The 20,185-nt window shown below is 36.1% G+C and carries 19 protein-coding genes; 11 read left to right on the plus strand and 8 right to left on the minus strand.

The genetic code is table 11. From position 1 onward, the window contains the following. Nucleotides 1-47: 47 nt before the first annotated feature. Nucleotides 48-1,427, plus strand: coding sequence for an ankyrin repeat domain-containing protein (locus tag ACFZP3_RS03390; RefSeq protein WP_386086844.1), 1,380 nt, complete (start codon nucleotides 48-50; stop codon nucleotides 1,425-1,427). Between the two features lie 8 nt (nucleotides 1,428-1,435). Here ACFZP3_RS03390 and sdhA read toward each other — a convergent pair whose 3' ends face one another. Beyond that, a complete protein-coding gene (gene sdhA, locus ACFZP3_RS03395; protein ID WP_386086845.1) occupies nucleotides 1,436-3,241 on the minus strand; it encodes a succinate dehydrogenase flavoprotein subunit in 1,806 nt (601 codons plus the stop codon). Nucleotides 3,242-3,421: 180 nt separating this feature from the next. On the opposite strand from sdhA, the gene ACFZP3_RS03400 reads away from it, so the two are divergent. The 6 genes from ACFZP3_RS03400 to ACFZP3_RS03425 all read left to right on the plus strand — a co-directional run bounded on the left by ACFZP3_RS03400 (nucleotide 3,422) and on the right by ACFZP3_RS03425 (nucleotide 9,124). Continuing rightward, nucleotides 3,422-3,619, plus strand: a complete 198-nt coding sequence (locus tag ACFZP3_RS03400) for a hypothetical protein (RefSeq protein WP_264688305.1) — start codon at nucleotides 3,422-3,424, stop codon at nucleotides 3,617-3,619. A gap of 351 nt (nucleotides 3,620-3,970) precedes the next feature. Further along, entirely contained in the window at nucleotides 3,971-4,897 is a 927-nt protein-coding gene (locus ACFZP3_RS03405) for a ribose-phosphate diphosphokinase (protein ID WP_386086846.1), read from the plus strand. Beyond that, nucleotides 4,887-5,240: an Asp-tRNA(Asn)/Glu-tRNA(Gln) amidotransferase subunit GatC gene (gene gatC, locus ACFZP3_RS03410; protein WP_065094978.1), complete on the plus strand. Its 354-nt coding sequence runs from the start codon at nucleotides 4,887-4,889 to the stop codon at nucleotides 5,238-5,240. Before ACFZP3_RS03405 ends, gatC begins: the two co-directional genes overlap by 11 nt. 401 nt (nucleotides 5,241-5,641) lie before the next feature. Continuing rightward, nucleotides 5,642-6,148 carry a DUF2924 domain-containing protein gene (locus tag ACFZP3_RS03415; protein ID WP_253309401.1) on the plus strand — a complete coding sequence of 169 codons (507 nt, stop codon included), beginning with the start codon at nucleotides 5,642-5,644 and terminating at the stop codon, nucleotides 6,146-6,148. Nucleotides 6,149-6,253: 105 nt separating this feature from the next. After that, nucleotides 6,254-7,816, plus strand: a complete 1,563-nt coding sequence (gene guaA / locus ACFZP3_RS03420; protein WP_386086847.1) for a glutamine-hydrolyzing GMP synthase — start codon at nucleotides 6,254-6,256, stop codon at nucleotides 7,814-7,816. Between the two features lie 309 nt (nucleotides 7,817-8,125). Further along, nucleotides 8,126-9,124 (plus strand): ankyrin repeat domain-containing protein, encoded by a 999-nt coding sequence (locus ACFZP3_RS03425; RefSeq protein WP_386086848.1) that lies wholly within the window; start codon nucleotides 8,126-8,128, stop codon nucleotides 9,122-9,124. Nucleotides 9,125-9,127: 3 nt separating this feature from the next. Here ACFZP3_RS03425 and secA read toward each other — a convergent pair whose 3' ends face one another. The 3 genes from secA to odhB form a co-directional block, all read right to left on the minus strand. Continuing rightward, nucleotides 9,128-11,788 carry a preprotein translocase subunit SecA gene (gene secA, locus ACFZP3_RS03430; protein WP_386086849.1) on the minus strand — a complete coding sequence of 887 codons (2,661 nt, stop codon included), beginning with the start codon at nucleotides 11,786-11,788 and terminating at the stop codon, nucleotides 9,128-9,130. 427 nt (nucleotides 11,789-12,215) lie between these two features. Next, complete coding sequence (locus tag ACFZP3_RS03435) at nucleotides 12,216-13,103, minus strand: aminoglycoside phosphotransferase family protein (RefSeq protein ID WP_386086850.1); 888 nt, start codon at nucleotides 13,101-13,103, stop codon at nucleotides 12,216-12,218. A gap of 103 nt (nucleotides 13,104-13,206) precedes the next feature. Further along, complete coding sequence (gene odhB, locus ACFZP3_RS03440) at nucleotides 13,207-14,379, minus strand: 2-oxoglutarate dehydrogenase complex dihydrolipoyllysine-residue succinyltransferase (protein ID WP_253309396.1); 1,173 nt, start codon at nucleotides 14,377-14,379, stop codon at nucleotides 13,207-13,209. Nucleotides 14,380-14,641: 262 nt separating this feature from the next. Here odhB and ACFZP3_RS03445 point away from each other — a divergent pair, with 262 nt between their 5' ends. Further along, complete coding sequence (locus tag ACFZP3_RS03445) at nucleotides 14,642-15,349, plus strand: pyridoxine 5'-phosphate synthase (protein WP_386086851.1); 708 nt, start codon at nucleotides 14,642-14,644, stop codon at nucleotides 15,347-15,349. Here the strand turns inward: ACFZP3_RS03445 and ACFZP3_RS03450 are convergent. The 3 genes from ACFZP3_RS03450 to rplM form a co-directional block, all read right to left on the minus strand. After that, nucleotides 15,342-15,653, minus strand: coding sequence for an HU family DNA-binding protein (locus ACFZP3_RS03450; RefSeq protein ID WP_264688310.1), 312 nt, complete (start codon nucleotides 15,651-15,653; stop codon nucleotides 15,342-15,344). The two genes, ACFZP3_RS03445 and ACFZP3_RS03450, sit on opposite strands and share 8 nt — an antisense overlap. A 145-nt stretch (nucleotides 15,654-15,798) precedes the next feature. Beyond that, nucleotides 15,799-16,254, minus strand: a complete 456-nt coding sequence (rpsI, locus tag ACFZP3_RS03455; protein ID WP_253309392.1) for a 30S ribosomal protein S9 — start codon at nucleotides 16,252-16,254, stop codon at nucleotides 15,799-15,801. Nucleotides 16,255-16,264: 10 nt separating this feature from the next. Then, nucleotides 16,265-16,723 (minus strand): 50S ribosomal protein L13, encoded by a 459-nt coding sequence (rplM, locus tag ACFZP3_RS03460; RefSeq protein WP_253309391.1) that lies wholly within the window; start codon nucleotides 16,721-16,723, stop codon nucleotides 16,265-16,267. Between the two features lie 132 nt (nucleotides 16,724-16,855). Here rplM and ACFZP3_RS03465 point away from each other — a divergent pair, with 132 nt between their 5' ends. The 3 genes from ACFZP3_RS03465 (at nucleotide 16,856) to ACFZP3_RS03475 (ending at nucleotide 19,338) form a co-directional block, all read left to right on the plus strand. Continuing rightward, entirely contained in the window at nucleotides 16,856-18,091 is a 1,236-nt protein-coding gene (locus ACFZP3_RS03465; protein ID WP_264688311.1) for a TolC family protein, read from the plus strand. 19 nt (nucleotides 18,092-18,110) lie between these two features. After that, nucleotides 18,111-18,683, plus strand: a complete 573-nt coding sequence (locus ACFZP3_RS03470; protein WP_386086852.1) for a PopZ family protein — start codon at nucleotides 18,111-18,113, stop codon at nucleotides 18,681-18,683. Between the two features lie 76 nt (nucleotides 18,684-18,759). Further along, nucleotides 18,760-19,338, plus strand: a complete 579-nt coding sequence (locus ACFZP3_RS03475) for an RlmE family RNA methyltransferase (RefSeq protein ID WP_253309385.1) — start codon at nucleotides 18,760-18,762, stop codon at nucleotides 19,336-19,338. A 674-nt stretch (nucleotides 19,339-20,012) separates the two neighbouring features. Here ACFZP3_RS03475 and ACFZP3_RS03480 read toward each other — a convergent pair. After that, nucleotides 20,013-20,138: a hypothetical protein gene (locus tag ACFZP3_RS03480; protein WP_264688313.1), complete on the minus strand. Its 126-nt coding sequence runs from the start codon at nucleotides 20,136-20,138 to the stop codon at nucleotides 20,013-20,015. Nucleotides 20,139-20,185 lie beyond the last annotated feature (47 nt).

Below are 20,185 nucleotides of genomic sequence, written 5' to 3' on the forward strand. Positions count from 1 at the left end.
AATTAGAGAAAAAACAAAAGTTTGATTTTTTAAATACAGTACTAGATGTGAGTAAGAAGGAAGGAAAAGAGGAAGGAAAAGAGGAAGGAAAAGAGCAACTTAAAGCACAACTTGAAAAAGCTGTAAACGATAAAAATGGCAACGGTCAAACACCACTGCAAGCATTGTTACTTAGTAAAGTAACAAAAGAAAAACATAGTTTTGAGACTACACCTAGAAAAACTTTAACACCTTTTAAAAAACTTATACCACACTACGACAATACAATAGTATCTGCTATACAATTGCTCAAATTAGGAGCAAATATTGATGATTTGCAGTTGTCTAAAGAAGAATTACAGGAGTTAAGCGAAAAACAAAAAATATATTATCTTAACTTCTTAGAAAAATTGGCAGAGTCAGTAAAGAAGTCTGAATTAGAACCAGAAATAAAAACCAATACAGAAACAAAAATTAAAGAAATTATAGGGTATACCATAAATACTCCAGATAGTAATCCATTACATTCAGCAATTGAAAATAATGATAAAAAACTTTTTGAGGAGTTACTACAGAAAGGGGCGGATATTAGCCTGAAAGACACAAATGGCAACAATGCTTTACATCATATTGCTTTACTTAAAGGAGAGCAAAAAGTTGCATATTTGGAGTTGATTTTGAATTTAGTAGAAAAAGAAGTGATATCTCAAGATAAATTGAGAGAAGCTATGAATGCTACCAACCAGAAAGAAGACACGCCTCTACAAGCGGTGCTAAAAACAAAAGCAAGGAAAGAAAAAATTGAATATCTAAAGCAAGGAACAATTTTTGATTCAACAGTTAGTTGTAGCAATACAACAAAGTTTTGTGCAATGCTGCTAGAAATGGGCGCTGATCCCTGTTCTCTAGAGTTGGAAGGTCAAACATTTGATACTAAAAAGTATTATCTAACTTTACTTAATTTAAAAGAATATCCAAGAATTACACAAGAAGCACAAAAAAAGGTTAGAGAGCTAAAGGAGAAACTCGAGGAAAAATACCACTGTAAAACTGCTTCAAAAAAATGTCAGTCTGGCATTGAAAAAGCAGGTTCTTTTATAGAAAAAACAGCATCTACTACAGGAAAAGCAGTATCTGCTGCTGGAAAGTACATAGATCCAGCAAAGAGAACCCGTCAAACATTAATATCCATAACAACGGTTATTTTCATTTCAGCTGTAGCATATGGTGTCTCTCAGGGTTACATTGGGGCCCTTGCCGCTTTATTCCTCGCAGCTATTGCTATAGCTACATGTCTTGCTCTCACTTTAGGGTTTAGTGGTGTTAAGAAATGTTTTGAAAAACTAACTAATAAAACAAAGAACTCTACTGACAATGACCGACAGACAAAGCGTGCAAGAAATCCAAAAAGAAAGATACATCAACAAAATCTCCCGCAGATGGGTTAACAATATAACTAGTATACCCTCTTTTCCGGAGCGATGAAGTCAATTTCATCGCTCAGAGTTTTTTCAGCCACTTTTTTATAATCAATTTTTACGTTAATTTGACCTTTCTTTTCTTCAAGCCACGCTATGGTGTGTTTCATCCAGTTTTTATCATCACGCTCAGGAAAATCTTCACGAGCATGAGCACCTCTACTCTCCTCTCGATTGGCTGCGCATTCCATGGTAATAACCGCTTGTGGGATCATGTTAGCAAGCTCCAGTGCTTCAACTAAATCACTGTTCCATATCATACTGCGATCCTCAAGTGAAACATCAGGCATCATTTTTGCTACCTTTTTTATAGCTTTTTTACCTTCTTCTAAAACTTCAGCAACACGGAACACTGATGCGTACTTTTGCATAGTGTTCTGCATTTCGCTGCGTATTTTTGCTACTTTGAGCTTCCCAGAAGCAAATCGCATTTTATTAAACCTACCTATTATCCAATCTGTACAATCTGAGCTCAATTTTTTATGTGGTGTACCGGATTTTAGTTTCTCTTTTGTTCTGAGCGCTGCAGCTCTACCAAAAACCACAAGATCAAGAAGTGAGTTAGAACCAAGTCGATTTGCACCGTGCACAGAGACACATGCAGCTTCTCCAATTGCAAATAGTCCATCTACCACTTCTTCCTTACCTTGCTTCAGCGTGATCACTTCTCCATGATAATTGGTTGGAATGCCGCCCATGTTGTAGTGAACAGTTGGAATAACAGGTATTGGATCTTTAGTGACATCAACTCCAGCAAAAGTTCTTGCGGTTTCGCTGATGCCCGGCAATCTGAGTTTTATTACTTCCGGATCAAGATGCGCTATAGTTAAATACATGTGATCTTTTTTCGGTCCAACTCCCCTTCCCTCTCTAATTTCAATTGTTATTGCACGACTTACCACATCACGGGAAGCTAAATCTTTTGCTTTTGGTGCGTAACGTTCCATAAACTTTTCGCCCTGAGAATTAACGAGGTACCCCCCTTCTCCACGGCACCCTTCTGTCATCAAGCACCCTGAGCCATATATTCCTGTTGGATGAAATTGTACAAATTCCATATCTTCAAGTGGTAACCCAGCTCTCACCACCATGCCATTACCATCACCTGTGCAGGTATGCGCACTTGTTGCAGAGAAATAAACACGTCCATATCCACCTGTTGCTAGCACCACCGAATGTGCGCGAAATCTATGTAATGTGCCGTCGCATAGCGACCAAGCAAGAACTCCGCAGCATGCTCCGGTTTCGCTATCCATAATTAAATCAATCACAAAGTATTCAACAAAAAATTCAGCGTTGAATTTAAGACACTGCTGATATAGAGTGTGAAGGATTGCGTGCCCAGTTTTATCTGCCGCTGCACAAGTGCGCTGCGCTGATTTTCCTTTACCAAAGTGAGTTGTCATTCCACCAAAAGAGCGCTGGTATATTTTGCCATCTTCTGTACGAGAAAAAGGTACGCCAAAATTTTCAAGTTCAATAACAGCTTTAGCAGCGTTTTTACACATATATTCTATTGCATCTTGATCACCAAGCCAGTCTGAACCTTTTATTGTGTCATATGCATGCCAGCGCCAATCGTCTTCACCAATATTACCTAAAGCTGCACTAATTCCGCCTTGTGCTGCAACTGTATGACTTCGTGTAGGGAAAATTTTAGAAATGCAGGCAACTGAAAAATTAGTTGCAGCCATCCCAAGCGTTGCTCTGAGCCCTGCTCCACCTGCACCCACTACTACCACATCATACTCATGTTCTATGATCTCATACGCTGACTTATCCATATTTGCTTATTTTATCATTACAGGCTTATGATATCACAGAAGTAGAAAAAATCTATACAAGTTTTCTATAGCTAATACCAATTCTCATTATTAGTGAACCACTTTTTCATCCAATAATTTTGATCTTAATGCCATTTAAACCTCGCTATTTTACTTACTTCAGGTGGAACATACAATAAAATGGTTGAGTCTTTATCTGGCTTGCATCCATCGGTAGTTATTACACTAAATAAACAGGAAGTTGGTGGAATGATAAAAGAAACGATTACTCAAAAATTTTCTGAAATGGCCAGGGAAAACCTTGGCAATTTCTCTGAGGAAGAGCAGGAAAAGATTCGTAATGAGTTGCCGGAATTATCGTCTGAAACAGTAAGATAGCTACACGCTTAGCTCTTGAGAAAAAGTGTCAGGGGTTTAGCAGTGGACTAGATAATGATAAAAAGGAGGAAATACTAGGAGAATGTATGAGTAATTTATCCTATGTTGAACTGGAGAATCAAAACGAAGTGGTAAGGTAAATTATATTTCATTAAAGTCATTTATCTTGAAACATAAGCAGGATTTTGTATAGTTGTTTCAATTTGGGTCTGTATATTGAAACAATGCGTGAAAATGACAGGTCATTGTACAAGAGGTACCTAATTTGCCGACAAGAATGCTAGATAAAGAAATTTACATTTCAATTATTTCATAATTTCTGTATAATCTTACAAGCTCAATTGGTATATTATGAAGATAATAATAGGTAATGCTAGTAAAGAATTAGGGGAATCAGTAGTTAACCGGCTAGATGTTCAACCATCCTCTGCTTGGATATCAAAGTTTACCGATGGCGAGGTAAATGTAGAAGTAGCAAATGATCTATATAATCAAGAAGTATACATAGTACAATCTCTTTCTCCCCCTGTGAATGATAACCTTATGGAGCTTCTGCTTATAATTGATGCAGTAAATAGATTAGGAGCCAAAAGGATAGTAGTAATTATTCCTTATTATGGATATAGCAGACAAGATAGAATTATCAAGAACAATGATATGCAATCTGCTTTAAATGCCAAATTAGTTGCAAATCTTATTCAAACTGCAGGTGCAAGTAGTGTTGCAGTGATTGATTTGCACTCAAGTCAAATTGAAGGATTCTTTGATGTACCGATAACTAATTTGAACTGCTTTGAAGCATTTGTTGACTGTATACACACGGAAAATTTGGCAATTGTTGCACCTGATGTTGGAGCAATTGGCAGAGCACGTGCTTTTGCAAAGACTTTAGAGGAAAAGTACAAGATAGGGTTAAGTGATAAGATTATTATAGTAGATAAATATAGGGAGAAAGCAGTCACATCTCAAGTAATGAACATAATAGGAGAAGTTGCGAATAAAAATTGTGTCATTGTTGATGATATAGTTGACTCTGGTGGAACATTGTGTAATGCAGCCCTTGCTTTAAAAAATTGCGGAGCAAAGTCCGTAATTTCATGCATCACACATGGCGTGCTTTCAGGAAGTGCAGTTGAAAAAATTTCTTCCTCTTCTTTAGATAAATTAGTGATTACGGATACTATACTTCACAAACTTGAAAAAACTGGTAAAATAGAAGTTGTTTCGGTCGTAGATATTTTAACTCACTTCATCCAAGGAGGTAAAGATGCCAGCTAAGTCAACAGAAGACGTTATTACTTCACTAATAGAATTTGCAAATAAGAGAAAAATAACAATTACCAAGGAAGAAATGCTTAAAATTGCACAGCTTGTAAGGATTAAGTTATCAAATGACGAGATTGATCACTACTCCAAAGAACTGACAATGCTGGATTGGATACATGATACTTTATTACAAGTTAATACTGAAGGTGTTTCTCCTATGCGTTATGGCAGTATAGACAAGGACATTCATGTACGCGATGATGTTATAAATTCTCAAAACATTAAAGAAGAGATATTGTCCAATACAAAACCTGAGCATGGGTATTTCGTAGTGCCAAAGGTTATAAACGATTAAGGTAAAATAAGGCTCATATCAATTCTATAATAGATCTACTTTCAAAGTATCCGTTCAGCAGAGTGGCAAAACAGATATAGCTAACCCAAGAAGGTTTCCCTACGTCATACCGCCGCGGCGCTAACAAGTAGCGGAATAACGAATTTGTTGTTTTTCAAATTGTAGGTAAACCTAAGCCACTTTAGCTATAGTTTACTTGCCCCATGATTTTCTTTATTATCAGATATTGCTTTAAATAATATGGAGGGGTAAGTTGTCAGCAATTGCCATCATTGATTTTGGTTCACGTACGATATCGGTAGTTAACATTAGCTACCTGAGGGTCAGAGTCGCCTTTCTTAAAGATATTTTAAGTATACTAGATGTATTATTGATACGTGATAATAAAACTGGGGGTTTTTATGGAAACATCTGAATTAACTTTACTCGACTTACAGGATTTGCTTGAAAGTTTGAAAAGGCATGTGCGTAGTGAAGTAGAAAAATATGTAGACAAAAGGGTAGAAGAAGTCAAAGATGAGGCAGTAACATATATAATAAATAAAGTATTAAACAATATGGTGGGTAATGAGCCACTAAATGAGCTCAAAATAGATAAACCTAAAGAAATTGTGCAAGTTGATGATGATGGCTTAACGCAAAATCAAAAAGTTATTAAAGCTCTTTTTATAGGTAGAACACTTGTTGGAGAATATAAAAAGAAAATGTATGAAGTTACAGTCAGTAATGAGGGAAAGTTTATTTACAATGGGGAAGAATATAGTGCTCCTTCTACGGCTGGCACAAGAATTACCGGTAAAAGTTGCAACGGTTGGGATTTTTTTAAAGTATGCCTTGACCCCAAAGAAAAACTGAGGACTCTGAGTCACCGCCGTGCAAAGTTTCTATCAACTCAAAATAAATCATAGCTAACGTTTAAGTCATACATCAAAGCTTTTAAGAGGTCTTAGTTTACTTACTTCTTTATTTTCTTTATTATCAGATATCACTTTTAAATAATATGGAGGAGCAAATTGTCAGCAATTGCCATTATTGATTTTGGTTCACAATTTACACAGCTTATCGCAAGACAAGTCAGGGAAATGGGTGTGTATTGCGAAATATTTCCAAGCAACATCAGTTTTGAAACAATATCAAAATTCAATGGGTTTATTCTCTCTGGAGGACCACAATCTGTAAATGATGATTGTTCTGAAACAAGTAGAGTAGTACATGAAATTATAAAACTTAATAAGGCAACAAACGTTCCTATACTTGGAATATGCTATGGACAGCAACTCATTTGTCATTATTTTGGAGCAAAAGTAAAAGAGAGTTTCAAACAGGAGTTTGGCAGAACTAAAATCAAGATACTAAAAGAATCCCCCATTATAAAGGATACCTGGGATGTTAATTCTGAAGTGGATGTATTAATGAACCATGCGGACAGTGTTGATACTATACCACAGGGATTTACTGTTATCGCATCAGGTGTGATAAATCAAACAATTGCAATAATTGTCAACGAACAGCGGAAGATTTACTGTACTCAGTTCCATCCTGAAGTGAGGCCCACAACAAATGGCAGTAAATTGCTCTCTAACTTCTTGGATATTGCAAATTGCGAGAGAGACTGGACAATGAAATCGTTTATTGAAAAGCAGAAGGAAAAAATCAAAAATGTAGTAGGAGAGAAAAAAGTAATCGCTGCAGTAAGTGGTGGGGTTGATTCAAGTGTTGCAGCGGCTCTCACACATAAAGCTATAGGAAAACAATTGAACTGTATTTTTATCGATACTGGGTTGTTACGCAAGAACCAGACCATTGCTATGTTGAAAGAAATTCCGATAAACTACGTTGATAAATCAAATTTATTTTTGAGTAGGTTAAAGGGAATAACTGATCCAGAAAAAAAGCGAAAAATTATCGGTAACGCTTTCATTGAAGTGTTTGAAGAAGAAGCAAAAAAAATAGGTGATGTGGATTTTTTGATGCAAGGTACCATCTACTCTGATATAGTTGAGTCAGGGCATGCCTCAGACAACACTAGTACAATTAAGTCTCACCATAATGTTGGTGGGTTGCCAGAAAAGATGAACCTGAAGCTAGTAGAGCCTTTACGCTACCTCTTTAAAGATGAGGTAAGGCTACTTGGAAAAGAAATTGGGCTTTCAGACGAGATAATATTTCAACATCCATTTCCTGGACCCGGACTTGCAGTGAGGATTATAAGTGAAGTCGATGAAGAAAAGGTGCGAATATTGCAAGAAGTAGATGAAATATATATTAATACGATGAAAAATTACGATCTATACGATAAGATATGGCAAGCTTTTGCTGTATTATTACCAATAAAAACTGTAGGCGTCATGGGAGATGGTCGTACATACGGATATGTTTGTGCTTTAAGGGCTGTAACATCGTCCGATGGTATGACGGCTGATGCATTTCCATTTGAAGATAAGGATCAGCATTCGCTAGTGTTTTGGGACTTTTTACAGAATGTTGGCAGTATAATTGTTAATAACGTTTCCGGAGTAAATAGAGTTGTCTATGACTTAACTTCTAAACCACCAGCAACCATTGAGTGGGAGTAAATCAAAAAGTCTAGTCATACCGCAGCGGGATCTAGAGATACCGCGGCGGTATGACGTAGGATTGCTGTCATCCCGCTTTGTTAGCGGTTGAGATACCGTGAATAAATCACGGTATGACGTTAAGTAACTCGTCATCCCGCTACGTGTTAGCGGGATCTAGAGATACTGCGGCGGAATGACGAATTTGTTGTTTTTCAAATTGTAGGTAAACCTAAAGCTATAGAAAAAAAGAAGAACCAGTTTCTTAGTTCTTCATTGACATAATCCACTTCATATGCCATAATAAAATTTTATATCTTGGAGAAGGAAATGACATTAAGGTTAATACTACAAGAAGTCAACAGTAGTCCAGATCTGAGTAAGGAAAATTTAATTGATAGAATTAAAGATAAGCTGCAGCAGGAAAATCAACTTATATATGATGAGTGGAAAAAAAGCGAATTTGATATAAATTACACGTTTATAATACTCAAGTGCAATTTATTACTTACAGCAGCTGAAAATGGCTATGAAAAAGTAGTAAGATACTTAACAAAAAACGGAGCTAATGTTAATGTACAAGATGAATGGGAAAAAACCTCCTTACATTATTCTGCTCAGCATGGGCATACACAAGTAGTAGAAGTTTTGCTAGAAGAAGGAGCAGGCGTTAATGCACAAGATGAAGATAAAGGGACTCCTTTGCATTATGCTGCCAAACACGGGCATACAAAGACAGTGAAACTTCTACTAAAAAATGGAGCTAATATCAATCTACAAGATGAAGGTGAAAGAACTCCTTTGCATTATGCTGCTGAGCACGGGCATATAAAGACAGTGAAACTTCTACTAAAAAATGGAGCTAATATCAATCTACAAGATGAAGGTGAAAGAACTCCTTTGCATTATGCTGCTGAGCACGGGCATATAAAGACAGTGAAACTTCTACTAAAAAATGGAGCTAATATCAATCTACAAAATAAAAATAGATATACCCCTTTGAGTTGTGCTTGGCATAGTAAATATCCAGAAATGGCAAAACTTCTGCTAAATTATGGTGCAGACCCATCATGTATACATAGGCCTAAAGCTACAAAAGCAGGAGCCGTTGGGGTTGTTATATCTGCTGTTGTAGTTCCATTAGGACTCGTTTACGCTACTGCATTATCTGCACTAGCAATAGTTGGAATTACTGTGGCATCTGCACTGATCGTTGGTGGAATTTCCTATGGGGTTGCGTATAAGTCATCAGAGCATTCATTAAACAGTAAGCTAAGTGAGGTTAGCTGCAGTAATGTTGATGGAAATAAACAAACTGTACAACCATAGTTACTAATTTACCACAGTAACCGCGCCGTGGCAGTGCTTGTATTTCTTTCCGGAGTTGCAAGGACATTTGTCGTTTCTTGAGACTTTGGAAAGTCTGCTATTTCTAGCAGAATGTAACCTATTGCCTATCTCTTGGTTGTCTGCCAACTTAAAGTGTGCTAAGCGATGAATGGTGAGTTCCTTCCATTTTTCAAGCATTGACTCAAACATCAAGAAAGCTTCGCGTTTAAATTCATTCAGTGGATCTTTCTGCCCCATGGCACGTAAGCTTATGCTTTGTCTTAAGCTTTCTAAAGTTGAAAGGTGTTCCCTCCATAAATGATCAAGTGTCATTATCATCATTTGCTTCACGATCGTATTCCACAAATCTGTAGTGTGCTGACTGTTGAAATATTTTTCTTTCTCAGTAAAAAATTCTTGTATCTTATCATTTATATAATTCAAAGCTTCTTGTTTGTTTAAAAACTTTGCTAAATCTTCTTTATCAAGCGTTATTCCATACTTTGTATGGAATTCTTTGACTATATCTTCAATATAATCCTCATAATAGCCACTTTGGATTATACCTTCTACTATGCTCTCATTTACTTCGCTATATACTTCAAGTAAATCATTAATTTCGTTGCCTAAGATATTGTTTCTCTGCTTAAAAATAACTTTACGTTGGTTGTTGATTACGTCATCAAACTTAAGCAAAGACTTCCGCACATCATAGTTTCTAGCTTCAACTTTCTTCTGCGCCTTCTCAAGTGCCTTATTGATCCATGGATGATGAATAGCTTCGTTATTCTTTAACCCTACTTTTTGTAAAAAGCTTCTCATTCTATCAGAACCAAATATTCTCATTAGGTCATCTTCAAGCGATAAAAAGAACTTAGAAAGTCCAGGATCCCCCTGACGACCAGAACGGCCGCGTAATTGATCATCTATTCTCCTGCTTTCATGTCTTTCGGTTCCAACCACGCATAAACCACCAGCTTTTATAGCAATTTCCTTATCTTTTTTTACTCTTTCGACTATTTCTTGGTATTTTTTTTCTCTTTCATCAGCATTTTTTATCTTCTTTAGCTCTACCTTTGCAATCATTTCAGCGTTTCCACCGAGTTGAATATCAGTTCCACGTCCTGCCATGTTAGTTGCTATAGTGATACTACCTGGCACTCCAGCTTGTGCTATTATGTACGCCTCTTGTTCATGATAACGAGCATTCAATACTGAATGCTTAAGAGAATGGCTTTGCAAAAGCGCAGAAAGCTTCTCAGAGTTTTCGATGCTTACCGTGCCAACAAGGACCGGTTGAAGGCATTTGTGGCATTCTTCTATAAACTTCAACACAGCATTAAATTTTTCTTTTCCTGTGCCATAAATTTCATCATCAATATCAACTCTTTTTACAGGTACATTGGTTGGAATTTTTACTACATTTAGTCTGTATATATCACGAAACTCTTCTGCCTCTGTTGCTGCTGTTCCAGTCATTCCGGAAAGTTTATTGTACATACGAAAGTAATTCTGAAATGTGACCGATGCTAAAGTTTGGTTTTCATGCTGAATTTCAAGATTTTCCTTCGCTTCAAGTGCCTGATGAAGACCATCGGAATATCTCCTGCCCTCCATCATACGCCCAGTAAATTCATCAATAATCACTACCTTGCCATCCTTTACTATATAATCTTTATCAGCAGTAAACAGCTTATGTGCACGTAATGCTTGGTCTATATAATGAGTCATTATCATGCTGTCAGTATCATAGAGCGAGGAATTTTCAGGAATGAGATTGTATGACCTGAGTAGTTCTTCCACTCGTGAAATACCATCTTCAGTAAGGAACACTGCCCTACCCTTTTCATCCACCTCATAATCAGAGTCAACTAATTTGGTTACTATTTTATTGATATGCTTATATATCTGATTGTTTTCCTCAATCTGGCCAGAAATAATAAGCGGAGTGCGAGCTTCATCAATGAGTATTGAGTCTACTTCATCAACTATTCCGTAGTGAAAGCCTCTCTGAACCATATCTTCTTGAGAAAATTTCATATTGTCTCGCAGGTAATCAAAGGCAAGCTCGTTATTTGTGGAATACACGATATCTGCACTGTAAGCCTCTTTTCTCTCTTCGTCTGTCAAGTTATTCGTGATAAACGCAACAGAAACCCCAAGAGAATTATATAATTTGCTCATCCACTCTGTGTCTCGTTTCGCAAGGTAGTCGTTAACAGTTACGACGTGCACGCCTTTCCCTTCTAAAGAATTAAGGTATGCAGCTAAAGTTGCAACGAGTGTCTTTCCCTCTCCTGTTTTCATTTCTGATATCATGCCGTTATGGAGCACCATTCCACCAATCAACTGAACATCAAAGTGCCTCATGTTAAGAAACCTGCGAGAGGCTTCACGCACAACTGCAAATGCAGGTACGAGAAGATCATTTAACGTTTTCCCATTTTTCAATTCCTGTTTGAATTCTTGAGTTTTACCAGCAAGCTCCTCATCAGATAAGCTCTGCATTTCTGTTTCTAATGCATTTATTTGCTGAACAATTTTCCTAAAGGATTTTATTATCTTCTTGTTTGTTGACCCAAATATCTTTCTTATAAAAAAGAATGACAACGTAAAAATGAAAAATATAAGAATGGCTGTCAAAGTTAGCGGAGAATCTAGCATAAACTTAAGTAACGTCTTATTTAATATGAGATTATATTACTAAATGCAGCCTACAGCAATGACATATTAGATTCGGAAGGATTTTATTATCTTCTTGTTTGTTGACCCAAATATCTTTCTTATAAAAAAGAATGACAACGTAAAAATGAAAAATATAAGAATGGCTGTCAAAATTAGCGGAGAATCTAGCATAAACTTAAGTAACGTCTTATTTAATATGAGATTATATTACTAAATGCAGCCTACAGCAATGACATATTAGATTCGGGGAGTCTTTTCAAATTAAGAACCTATCACAGGCATTGTTTAGTTTGCTGAAAATAGTTGTTCGTTTAAGTTGTTAGTTATGCTAGATTAAGAGTAATTCACTTGAGAACAGCAAAGAAAGGTAGGTATGCAAAAATAGGACTGAAAATCTTTGGTTAAACTAAGCTTCTTCATTTAGAATTTCATTAATAATTTTCTGTTGTTTCATAACTTCTGTTGTCTTCCAGTCGCGCATTGTAATTAGTGCCTTCCATAAAGCCCAGCCGCTTGCTCTGGCCCACGTGTCTGGATCTAAATATAGATGTGACTTGAAGATTCTCCGATTTTCGTTGTTCAAAAGTGTCCAGGCAATTACCAAGTCACAGGCTGGATCGCCGACACCCACACATCCAAAATCGATTACAGCAGCTACACATCCATCTTTCGCTAGGATATTCCCGCTTGCAAAGTCACCATGAATCCATACTGGATTCTTGTTCCATCTTGAGCTTATAGCTTTTTCCCAAAAGGACATTATAGTTCTAGCATCAATAAAACCTTGCAATTCCTTAATGGCCGATCTTACCTCTGTGTCATAGACTGATACGTGATCGCCGCGCCAGAAGTTATGGAGTCCAGGATTAGGGCCTCCTTTAACATCAATTTTATGTAACTCATTCAAAAATTGTGCAAGCTGAGAAGCAATAATCTGTAAATCCAGATCATCTATAGACAATGCATTTATGCTTTCCCCTTCGATCCACTTATATATTGACCAATTCCAGGGATAATGCTTTGATGGTTGTCCCATTGCAAGTGGCTTAGGAATAGAAAATGACAAATGTGGTGCAAGTATCTCAAGCCATTTTTGCTCCTTTAGAACTTGTAGCGCATAATCTTCTGCGCTTGGTAGCCTGATCAACATCTCTTCACCCAAGCGAAAAGTTCTATTGTCTATACCACTGAGTTCAACAGGTTTGATCTCTAAGTGAGCCCACTTTGGAAATTGCTGTGCAACAAGTTCGGTAACAAGTAATAACCAAGAGCGACTATCAATTTTTGATGCCATTTGCCGATTTTTCCTATTTTACCATCCGCCTTAGAAACCTTCTGATTCTAGAAAAACTTGCTTGTCATTTTTAATTGCTGACATTGTTTAAGTTAATACCAATTTACACTTCCAAAACTAATCTATTTGGATCTTCTATATAATTTTTTATTTTGACAAGGAAAGTAACTGCTCCTTTGCCATCAACTATTCTGTGGTCGTAAGAGAGAGCAATGTACATCATCGGTCTGATTTCTACTGCATTACCAACAGCAACTGGCCTGTTTTGTATCGAATGCATTCCAAGTATTCCAGATTGCGGAGGGTTTATTATCGGAGTGGAAAGAAGTGAACCGTATACTCCACCGTTTGAAATAGTAAATGTTGCACCTTCCATTTCTGATACTTGTAATTTGCCTTCTCGTGCTTTTTTGCCAAGAGCAACTAAAGTCAACTCAATTTCTGCAAATGACATCTGATCAGCACTCCGAATAACAGGTACAACAAGGCCTTTGTCAGTGCCAACAGCAACACCTATGTCATAGTAATGTTTATATATGATTTCATCGCCTGAGATTTCAGCGTTAATTTCAGGGATCTCTTTCAGTGCTTGCACTGCTGCCTTTATAAAAAACGACATGAAACCAAGTTTTATTCCATATTTTTTTTCAAAGGCATCCTTATATTTTGCTCTTAGATCCATGACATTTTTCATGTCAATTTCATTGAACGTGGTCAGTATTGCAGCAGTATTTTGCGATGCTTTCAAACGAGCGGCAATTACTTGCCTTATTTTACTCATTTTTACTCGTTCCTCTCTTTGCTCTCCACTTACTACACTTTTTGGCAATTCATATTGTTTTATTGCAGGCTGTTCTGTTTTGTTTATATGGCCTATTACATCTGCTTTTGTTATCCTATCTCCCATGCCAGTTCCTTTGACACTTTCTGCGCTGATTGCATTTTCCTCCATAATTTTACGAGCTGACGGAGCATCTTTTTTGGCAGAACTTTCGCTTTTATCTTCTTTTCTCGCTTCCTCTTTTACTTCCCCCACGGAAAACTTCGCTAACAATTGATCAGGACTTATTACATCATCTTCCTTTACGAGAAATTCAGTTATTTGCCCTGAAGCTTCTGCAGTTAATTCGAGTGCTGTTTTGTCAGTCTCAATTTCAAAGATCAAGTCATCTACTTTTACTGCTTCTCCAATATTTTTCTTTATTTTTACTATACCTTCCGTAACTGACTCACCACCAAGAGTTTTTGGCGCTCTGATTTCTATAATTTTGCTCATAAAACAACTTCCGTATAAAACTTTCTATAGATTTATACATGAAAAGAGACATGTAATAAACTAATAAATTCATTGAGGCTTTTATCATTTAGAAGTGACAAACGGATAATATACTCCCAAATGTCATTCCAGCGCGTGATGCTAGGCCATCTTGACACATTTCGCCAACCCCGTCTCTCGGCTATGGTATTGCTAATCAAACAATGACTATGCAAAAGACCTAATAACATGTATAATCCATAAATAATTTTTGAGGTAGATTGTGAAACTAGGTGTTAATATTGATCACGTTGCAACCCTCCGCAACGCACGCGGAACTTCCTACCCAGATCTATTGAAAGCAGCAGAAATAGCCATTGACGCTGGAGCAGACTTTATTACTGTACACTTACGAAAAGATAGAAGGCATATTAGAGATGAAGACGTATTTAACCTAAAAAAAAGCATTAGCACTGAGCTAAATCTTGAAATTGCAGCAACGGAAGAAATGCTTAAAATAGCAAAAAAGGTAAAACCCTATTCGATTAGTATAGTACCAGAAAAAAGAGAAGAATTAACAACCGAAGGTGGCCTGGATATCATTAATATGCACAGCAAACTTTCTAGTATAATAGAGGAAATGCATAGCTCTAGCATAAAAGTCTCACTGTTTATCGATCCAAATATTAATCAACTAAAATATCTTGAGAAGCTAGAGATAAAACCTGACATAATAGAAATTCATACAGGGGATTACTGTGATAATCCATCAGAGAAAAAGTTACAGTTAATTACTAATGCTGCAGAGTACGTCAATAAATTAGGAATAGAATGCCACGCAGGACATGGCATAACTTATAAACACGCTAAGAAGATGACAAGAATACCTCACATCTCAGCTCTTAACATAGGCCACTATTTAATTAGCGAAGCTGTATTTTATGGCTTACACAGCGTAGTAAAAACAATGAAAATGATAATGTCTAACTAACTGCTGCTTTTTCCTTCTCATTTAAAATACTTAAAAGAGTTTGGCTTGCTTTAAATTTTACCCTTGTCTTTTCAGGAACAGTCATGATCTCACCATTTTGGGGGTTACGACATTGTTTCTCCTGACTTATAGCAGTAGAAAATGTTCCTATTCCATGCAAACGTATTTCACCTTTCCCATGCAGCTCATCCTTTATTATTTTAATAAACGCATCATGAATCTTGCTCAAATCAGATTTTGTTATATCTATATTCTGACCAGAACAATCTTCCTTTAATTGTTTTATTATATCTTCTTTACTCATAAATTACCTTAATATTGAAAAATCACACAAATAGCATATTATGTTGACACCGATAGTCAACTAAATTCATCACAAAAATAGAGGATATTATACACTTTTGCAAATATTTGTATAATACTTACAAAAAAACACCACTATGAAATAACTATCTCTTAGAAAATTGACACTTTTTCCGAGCTTTATGTTGACCATATTTCTTACGTTCAACAACACGCGAATCTCTAGTTAAGAACTCACCATTACGTAATATAGAATGCAAATCTTGGCTTACACTACTTAAAGCTCTGCTTATTCCATGAGCTAGAGCACCTGCTTGACCAGATAGCCCTCCACCTTTTACAGTTGCGAATACATCATATTTGTCTAACGTAGAAGTTGCTACAAATGGCATTTTCACTATTTGGCACACTGACTCTCTTTTAAAATAAGAAATTAGATCGCCTTTTTTGTTAACACTAAATTTTCCACTTCCCGGCTTTATCCATACTCTTGCTGCAGATTCTTTTCTTCGGCCTGTAGCATATAAACGACCAAGCGAATCAACTGCTGATTTAATTGTCTTTTCTGACCAATCATTATTATTTATTGTAAAACTCTTCATTTTTACTCCATTACTTTTTATTTTTACGATTCAAAGAGGCAAAATCTATCTTTTCAGGTTGCTGCCCTTGATGCTTATGCTCTGAACCAGAATAAACATACAAATTTTCAAAGCGTCTACGCGCCATAGGGCCATCATCAAGCATCCTTTTCACTGCCATTTTTATTACACGCTCAGGAAATTTGCCATTTAAAATATTATCTGGAGTAGTTTTCTTCAAACCACCAGAATAACCTGTATGCTTATAGTAAATTTTATCTTTAAGCTTCTTCCCGGTAAAATGCACCTTTTCTGCGTTGATAATAATTACATTATCGCCACAATCCATATGAGGTGTATACTCAGGTTTATGCTTTCCACGCAATAGTGTCGCTACAAATGCTGCAAGCCTTCCTACCACTAATCCTTCTGCATCTATGACAAACCATTTTTTGTCGATTTGTTTCTCTTTTAAGAAAAAAGTTTTCATTTTAATTTAACTAAACAATAGTAAGCTACTATATACTTAATTTCTCAATAGTGTCAACAATATTAGTTATTGATTATTAAAGTAATTTATGTTAGTAATTGAGCTGCGCAACCAATATGCACAGGAAGTAGAATGTTTCGATTGATTATTACACTTGCGATAATTTTTGGTACTATAAGTTGCTATGCAACCGATGTGGGAGAAGTTATAAGCAAAGCGATCAAAAATAGCTCAAAAATAAAGTCTCAATTTTACCAATATAAAAGCGCAGAAAAACAGCTTAAGTCTTCTGGGTTAGCTGGATTTTTACCTGACATTAGTTTGCAGTACAATTTTGATAGTAATTTTAATCTTTATAATCAACCTAATTTACCTGGAAAACGTCTGATATTAAGCCAAAGGATAATAGATGGAGGTGGCACCTTTGCCACATTCAGTCGATCAAGTCATCTTCTCAAAGCAGAAAAAATGCGATTTCAGCAATTAAAACAAGAGGTTGCACTTAATGCTGTGAAAGCATATGTTGGTGTTTTACAAAAGACAGAAATATTAAAGCTCAGAGAACATAAAGAACGCGTTTCTTTGGAACATTTGTCAGCTATGAAAAAACGCTTTTCCCTTGGAGAAGTTACTAACGCTGAAGTTTTGCTAGCAAAAGCAAAATTTTCGTCTTCTATATCCGAAAGAGTTGATGCTGAAGGTAAATTAAAATTGGCAAATATTGCTTATTATCATTTGATTGGCGAAGATGCTGATGACCTTTCTGAAGCTAATGATAAACTACCTTCTGTCCCAGAGCTAAATGAATGTTTACAATTAGCAAAAACCAATAATTTATCTCTAAAAGCAGCAGTTTATCAAAAAAGAGCAGCCGGAATGGAAGTGATCGCTGAAAGCTCCAAGTGGCTTCCTTCTTTAAATCTAAGCGCAAGCAAAAATTTTGGGAAGGATGGTGTAAAATTAGACAAGCTATTAGAAAATGTTCATATAGTTTTTACTCTTGATGTTCCAATCTTTAAAAAAGGAGCGAATGCTTTTGGTGTCAGTAAAGCTAAAATGGATGCAAAAAAATCTACCTACGATTATTATGAAACGGTAAAAAATATAGAACAAGAAGTTGTAAATGCTTGGAATAATGTGCTAACAGCAAAAGCCATTATTAAAGCAAGTCAAGAAGCGGAAAAAGCAGCAGCTTTAGCATTGGAAGGAGTTGAGCAAGAGGTAAACTTAAGTTTAAAGAGTACATCTGACCTTTTGGACACTGAAGATGCATTATTTAAAGCACGTTCAGACTTAGTTGAAGCAAAAAGCAATTATGTAACTAGTGTTTATAATTTGCTTTTTATAATAAATAGTATAAATCTCTAAATTTAATGGTATTAGCACTATGCATGATGAACAAGGCAATCAATCTGTAAAAGATATTCTAGAAGATATAAAAAAAGCTATATCGGGTAAAAACGCAAGTAACGATAAAGCAGAAATAAAGGATGAAAATGATGATGTGCTATGCCTTGAAGAAGAGTATCCAGAAGACATAGAAGAAGATGGCAAAAAAGAAAATGGTAAAGAAGAGAACATTGATAATGATGACCAAAGTGAGGAAATGGCTTGCAACAACCAATTTAATGGCCATAGCTACAATTCAGAAGAAAAAAAAGACATTGATTTGTACGATAATATCCAAATGAGTAATAACAAAGCGAGTAATAGCGGCTTACAAGCGCAAAATAATGATCATCTAATTTTAAAAGAGAATATGGAAGAGATCAAAGCGCTGCTTGGAAAAATGCAAAACGAATTGCAGCATAAACAACAAAAAAGAGCGAATCTTACTGTTGAAGAATTAGTTACATCTCTTTTAAAACCTCAGCTCTCAGAATGGCTGAATAAATATCTACATGCACTGGTAAAAGAAGTAGTTGAAAAAGAGCTCAAAGATATAATCAATAATAAGTAGGGTATTAGCAATAAAAACTAGAGTAAAGACGGCTAGAGGCAGAAAACTATCTTCAACAAGGTGGCTACATCGTCATTTGAATGATCAGTATGTGCGAAAAACTAGCAAGGATGGTTATAGGTCACGCTCAGCATATAAGCTGGTAGAAATGGATAATAAATTTAAATTATTCCAAGAAGGGCAAAAAATTATTGATCTTGGTGCTTCTCCTGGTGGATGGTCACAAGTCGCGTCTCAGAAAGGTGCAAATGTAGTTGCTCTTGACATGAAACCAATGAACGCAATTAATGGAGTAGAGTTTATACAATGTGATATTATCAATGGGCTTGAAATTTTAAGAGAAAAATTCAAGGATCAAAAATTTGATGTAATTTTATCTGACATGGCGCCCGAATCTTGTGGTTTAAAATCGTTGGATCATATCAGAATTATGCTTTTATGTGAGGCAGCGCTCAATTTTGCAAAGCATTTCTTGAGCCATGGTGGCACGTTTGTAGTAAAAATTTTCCAAGGAGAATCTGATAAAGATTTTTGTAACAAGCTAAAAAAAATGTTTAAAACAGTAAAATATTTTAAACCAAAGTCAAGTAGATCTGAATCTACAGAAATGTATTTGGTAAGTTTAGGCTTTATTGGCAGCAGACCTCCTATATAATATTAACCCAGGTAGCCCGCAGAAGTGAAAAAACTTCCTTGACAAACTCCGCCAGCCCCCTTATCATGAAACTGAAGCTATTTATTTATCTTCTCTGTACAGATTAAATGACAAAAAAACTCACGTATCTGGCGTCTCATGTTTAATTTTTTGCACTATGTGCACTCTATGTCTTTATCAAATTTCTAGGTTTTTACCTATACAAGCTGAAATACGCTATTTAAAACATCAAAAAACGCCAACTTAAAAAATGGATAGTGAATAATTAGCTACCTTAGGGTTTCTTTTGCCTTTTTTTCTGTTTAGTAAATTTCTTAATGTTGATAATTTAGATTAGTTGCGGCTTAAAAGCAACTGAATCGCGGTTATTAAACGTTTAGAATAAAAAAACGCCATACTTGAAAGTATAATGTAAGTAATTAGCCAACCATGGGGCTTCTTTTGCCTTTTTTTCTACTTGGTAAATTTCTTAATGTTTGTAGCTAAACGACAATCGTCATCCCGCTGCTTGTTAGCGGGATCTATTCTAAGGAGATACCGCGGCGGTATGACGGGTTAAGTAGGGTGTCATTCCAGTGCTCCTTTTTTTGTCATCCCAGTGCGTGACACTGGGATCTAGCCTTTATTATTTGGTTGTCTTCTGGATTCCAGTGTCAGCTACTTTCATGACATCATCATAAAGTAAAATGAGATCCCAGTGTCACGCACTGGGATGACAGAAGAAGGTGCTGGGATGACAGGGGAGTTGAATGACAACGAATTGGAAGAAAATGTTTATGACTAATTTTTAGATCAAACATCGAATTTCGACAAACTTAACTTTTTTGTGAGACTATTCAGCAATAAT

This window comes from Wolbachia endosymbiont (group A) of Norellia spinipes (genome assembly GCF_964273535.1).